Below are 3,848 nucleotides of genomic sequence, written 5' to 3' on the forward strand. Positions count from 1 at the left end.
GGAAGTCGTACATATCGCACTGAGTAATAGCGCTTGCATGCTTCCATGCCAAAGGCACAGGCCATGTAAGTTTTGCCACTTCCAGTTGCTCCAGTAATAAAGATGTTCCGGTATTCTGTAATGTATTCACAGGTTGCCAGACGGTTGATCAGTGCTTTGTTCAGCTTTCGTCCAGAATGGTAATCAATTGCTGCGATGCTGGCATCTGGCTGTTCAAGCTCAGCCTGGCGAATTAGCCTTTTCAGACGATTGTTTTTACGGTTGTTGTATTCGACATCAACAAGCATACCGAACCGATCCTCGAACGGAACTTCCTTCATTGTAGGATCATCCATCTGGATGCGGAATGCATCTGCCATAGCAGTCAGACGCATTTCAATAAGTTTATCGATTGTACTTTGATTTGTCATGATTGTTTACCTCCATAGTATCTGGCTCCTCTGGTTATGCCGTGTGGTTTTACTGCTTGAGATGCTTCTGGTTCAGTACCAGGTACATCCTTCGCTGCAGCCAACAGATTTTTGATACTTTTATAGCTGGGTTTACCGGAATAAGAGAGCGCCTTGGCGCAGACCTGTTCCAGTTTTTCTGGCGAATATTTTTCTGCCAGTTTCAGTAATCCCATGCAGCTTCTGTAGGATTGCTGTTCAATCCTGCCGGAGGTAAGTATTGCATCGACAACCTTACTTGTGTTAATTCCAATCGTATCAGCCCACTTACGGAACCGGTCACCATTCCATTCCAGATATTTCTGGTGTTCCTGCGGCATATGTTCTGTCACTGTAGAATACTGACCGCTTCTTCCATAGAGTCGTCTGTGAGAGGCAATACGATTGTGATTATAAAATATTTCAACCGTTGTATCTGTTATACGCACATCAACCTTATTTTTGATATACTGATAAGGCACGGAGTAGAACATTCTGTCTACTGCGATGTGATAGTTGAACTGGACGGTGGCTTGTTTCCACTCAGCCAGTTCAAAAGGTGTAGCAGGCAACGGAGCCAGTAATGGCATTTCTTCCCCAAGAAATAAACTGAGTCTGCTACATTCCTTTTTCTGGAATTTACGGGCGTTGTAAGCATCCAGTTTTTCACGGATTGAAGCATTCAATTCTGCAAGAGAAAAAAACTGCTCATTGCGAAGGGTTGCTGTTATCCATGTGGATATTTTTCCTACTGATCCCTCTACATTCGGTTTATCTTTGGGTTTCCGGACTCTGGCCGGAAGGATGGCAAGATTGTAATGTTCTGCCATCTCATGATAAGTTGTGTTTAAGGCAGTGTTGTACCAGTCACTCTTTTTATGATTCACTGCAGTTGTACAGTTATCAGAAACGAGCATAGGTGTGACACCACCAAAGAAATCAAACATCTGGACATGGGCTTTGATCCAGTTGTCGGTTTTCTCATTCATATATGCTTTTACAAAAGCATACTGGCTGTAAGTTAATACACCTACAAATATCCATGCATCTGTGATTTCTCCGGTGTCCGGATCAATGATGTGGGCAGGATCACCGGCCCAGTCAACTTCAATCTGTTCACCTGGTTTTCTGGGGATATGCATGGTAGCCCTGCGTTTTTCTTCATCCTTCTGGATGTAGTAGCAGAACTGAGAATACATTAGAGGCTCTTCGTTGCTCATGCGACACTCCTCACAGTATTCTACCCAGAGAAGCTTTTTGTTTACACCGTTCCGCAGGAGTTCTTTGCGGATGTAGTCAAAGTTTGGCATACGCTTATTCGTTGCCGACTTATTTTTAGGAAACATCAGCTCATCTAGTGCACTGTCGGTCATGTCAAAATCCAGCGGCCATGAAAGATTGATTTCCGCTGCTTTTTTCAAAACCTTGGCGACTGTGTTTCTGGATACACCGCAACTTTGTGCGATGTTCCTCTCACTGAATCCCAAGCTTTTCAAGCGTAGGATTTCACGATACTTGGTCATAACTTACGACCTCCTTTATCTGTATTCACACCAAAGGTGTGTATTTACAGTATAAAGGAAATATATGTAATAGAGTCCAATAAGGTGGCTCTGAATTACCGGAATATATGGCTCTCATTCTCTGGAATGGTGGCTCTCAAAGTCCGGACAGGTGGCTCAGAGAGCCCCGGAATAATCAAATGGCTGGAACTGGTGACATCCTGCAGGCAAAACGGTCTTACCGATGCTGCCTGGTGTCATGAAAATGGGATTTCTCCCAGCTGTTTTTACAATGCTGTCAGCAGGCTTCGCAAAAGAGCCTGTGAGATACCAGAACCATCTGGAAAAGCAAGCACTCTCGATTTTACATCCCATAAACAGGATGTAGTCCGGATTGCTATAGAGCCGGAGCATACTCCGGCGGAACTGGTTTCAATGGAAAAAAACCGTTCGCTGTACCTTGACAATTCACATACGATTGAAATCGAAGCAAATGGACTTCGGATCCGCATAAGCAATGATGTCCAGCCGGTTTTATTAAAAACTCTGATGGATGTGCTCAGGGAGTCCATATGCTAGCGGATATCTCGAATGTCGATGCAATCTACCTTGTCTGTGGAAGAACAGACATGAGAAAGTCCATTGATGGTCTTTGTGCCATCATTCAGGATCAGTTCTCTATGGAAATCGACCATGCACTCTATCTCTTCTGCGGTAGAAAATGTGACCGGATCAAAGCAATCTTGAAGGAACCAGATGGGATCGTCATGATCTATAAAAGACTGACAGTTCAGGTTTCTTACCGATGGCCACGAGATAAATCGGAGGTACGAAATCTTACCTGGAGAGAGTTTGACTGGCTGATGTCCGGCATCGATATCGAGCAGCCAAAAGCAATCAGAACATCTTAAAAAGCCAGCTTAAATCTGCACACAAAAGTGCCGGATTTCCTTGTATTTTCGGCACTTTTCAGGCTTTTACACACCTTGTTTTTCTATGAAAATCCTCTGTTTTCTGGTATAATAGAAGCATCAGAAAAGGGAGGAAAAAGCAGTGACTAACAGTTCCAAAGACCTTCAGCTTCGTGAGCTGAAAGATATGATCACAGATCTTAGAAACATGATAAAGACACTTCAGGCAACTGTGGATGCTGCCAACAAACGGGAAGAAGCTCTTATTCAGGAGAGAGACAATCTGAAAGACGAGATTAGTCTTCTCCGCAAGAAGCTTTTTGGTTCCTCAAGTGAAAAACGTGTGATTGATTTTCCTGGTCAGTTAAACCTTTTTAATGAAGCAGAGCTGGAACAGGATCCCTCGGCTGCGGAGACAGAAGAACTTGCCGCAACACTTCCGGAAGAATCTCCTAAAAAGAGAAAAAACAGAGCAACAGATGCAGAGCGCTTTAAAGGGATACCAGTAATAAAAAAATATATCGATATCCCGGAAGAGGATAAAACATGCCCTGTTTGTAATACTCCGTTGGTTAAGATCGGCGAAGAGTTTGTCCGCCGTGAACTGGTCTTTATTCCTGCCAAACTGAAAGTCGTTGAAATCTACAGTTTTAATTACAGCTGTCCGGAATGCAGTAAACGGGATATCCCTGTCATGAAAAAGGGAAAAGACGGAAAGCCTCATATGCTTTATGGTATGGCCTCAGCTGGTACCGTTGCCTGGGTCATGTATCAGAAGTTTTGCAACAGTCTCCCATATTGTCGCCAGGAAAAAGACTGGAAACAGTACGGAGCTGCGATCACCCGTGCAACTCTGGCAAACTGGGTAATCCGTAATTCTGAGGCATTTTTCCGCCCGATGTATGAATACTTTCATCGGAAGCTTCTGGAAAGAAACTTCGTAATGGCTGATGAGACTCCTCTTCAGGTTTTGCATGAAGAAGGGCGTCGTGCTCAGACAAAGTCCT

At 43.9% G+C, this 3,848-nt stretch carries 5 protein-coding genes; 3 read left to right on the top strand and 2 right to left on the bottom strand.

The features are described 5' to 3' along the window. A partial coding sequence (locus BQ7352_RS00010) for an ATP-binding protein (RefSeq protein ID WP_159430620.1) occupies positions 1 to 410 on the bottom strand: 410 nt, incomplete at its 3' end. After that, positions 407 to 1,951 carry an IS21 family transposase gene (gene istA / locus BQ7352_RS00015; protein ID WP_072445807.1) on the bottom strand — a complete coding sequence of 515 codons (1,545 nt, stop codon included), beginning with the start codon at positions 1,949 to 1,951 and terminating at the stop codon, positions 407 to 409. The genes istA and BQ7352_RS00010, both read right to left, overlap by 4 nt. Before the next feature lie 84 nt (positions 1,952 to 2,035). On the opposite strand from istA, the gene tnpA reads away from it, so the two are divergent. From tnpA to BQ7352_RS00030, 3 genes are all read left to right on the top strand, one after another. Then, complete coding sequence (gene tnpA, locus BQ7352_RS00020; RefSeq protein WP_242948485.1) at positions 2,036 to 2,509, top strand: IS66 family insertion sequence element accessory protein TnpA; 474 nt, start codon at positions 2,036 to 2,038, stop codon at positions 2,507 to 2,509. Further along, entirely contained in the window at positions 2,503 to 2,841 is a 339-nt protein-coding gene (tnpB, locus tag BQ7352_RS00025; protein WP_072445810.1) for an IS66 family insertion sequence element accessory protein TnpB, read from the top strand. Before tnpA ends, tnpB begins: the two co-directional genes overlap by 7 nt. Positions 2,842 to 2,983: 142 nt before the next feature. Continuing rightward, a partial coding sequence (locus tag BQ7352_RS00030; RefSeq protein ID WP_143143359.1) for an IS66 family transposase occupies positions 2,984 to 3,848 on the top strand: 865 nt, incomplete at its 3' end.

Source organism: Blautia sp. Marseille-P3201T (assembly GCF_900120295.1).
In the GTDB taxonomy this organism is placed as follows: domain Bacteria; phylum Bacillota; class Clostridia; order Lachnospirales; family Lachnospiraceae; genus Blautia.